Genomic DNA, 957 nt, shown 5'->3' with positions numbered 1-957 from the left:
CTAGGGGGTGTCCGGCGGATCATGTGACCTTCTGACCGGTCGCTCGTTGGTTTGGGCATGGGTCGGGGGGATCTGACGAACCGTGAGTGGTCGTTGCTGGAGCCGCATCTGCCACCTCTGGGTGGCCGGGGCGGGCGGTGGAACGACCACCGCATCGTGGTCAACGGGATCCTGTTCCGGGTCCGGACCGGTGTCCCATGGCGTGACCTTCCGAAACGTTATGGCTCATGGAAGACCGTCTATGAGCGGCATCGCCGCTGGTCGGCGGACGGCACCTGGGACCGGATCCTGCAAGCGGTCCAAGCCGACACCGACCTGGCAGGGAGGATCGACTGGTCGATGGTCGGCGTCGACTCGACGTCCTGCCGGGCCCATCAGCACGCGGCTGGCGCCCGCAAAGCCCGTCCGCGGATCCCGAAAAAAGGATGACGCCCCGGCACCACCGCCCCGACGAGGGACTCGGCCGGTCCCGGGGCGGTCTGACCTGCAAGATCCATCTCGCCGGCGAAGGCGGCTGCCGCCCCATGGCCCTCCTGCTCACGCCGGGTCAGTGGGGCGACGCCCCGCAGATGGTCGAAGTTCTGGGCCGGATCCGGGTTCCCCGGCCGCTGGGCGGACGGCCCCGCACCCGGCCGGACCACGTCAGCGGCGACAAGGCTTACAGCTCCCGCCGAAACCGCCGCTACCTGCGAAGACGCCACATTCGGCACACGATCCCGGAACCGAAGGACCAGCGGGCAAACCGCCGCCGCAAAGGCAGAGAAGGCGGCAGACCAACAGGCTTCGAACACGACCACTACCGGCGCCGCAACGAGGTCGAGCGGACCATCAACCGACTCAAGAACTCCCGCGCGGTCGCGACCCGTTACGACAAGCGGGCCTACGTCTTCCACGGCACCGTCACCGCCGCGGCCATTCGACTTTGGCTCCGCCAGTGATCCGCCGGACAGCACCTAG

1 protein-coding gene is annotated in these 957 nt (G+C 68.4%); it reads left to right on the top strand.

The window, feature by feature from the left end; translation table 11 throughout:
• Window positions 1-57: 57 nt before the first annotated feature.
• Window positions 58-938 (top strand): IS5 family transposase gene (locus HFV08_RS31030; protein ID WP_210431002.1). Its coding sequence is split into 2 segments (ribosomal slippage): window positions 58-418 and window positions 418-938, totalling 882 coding nucleotides; the frame shifts between segments, so codons are not numbered across the junction.
• Window positions 939-957 lie beyond the last annotated feature (19 nt).

It is taken from the genome of Streptomyces physcomitrii (assembly GCF_012273655.1).
GTDB lineage: Bacteria > Actinomycetota > Actinomycetes > Streptomycetales > Streptomycetaceae > Streptomyces > Streptomyces physcomitrii.
This window is presented reverse-complemented; position numbering and strand designations above follow the sequence as displayed.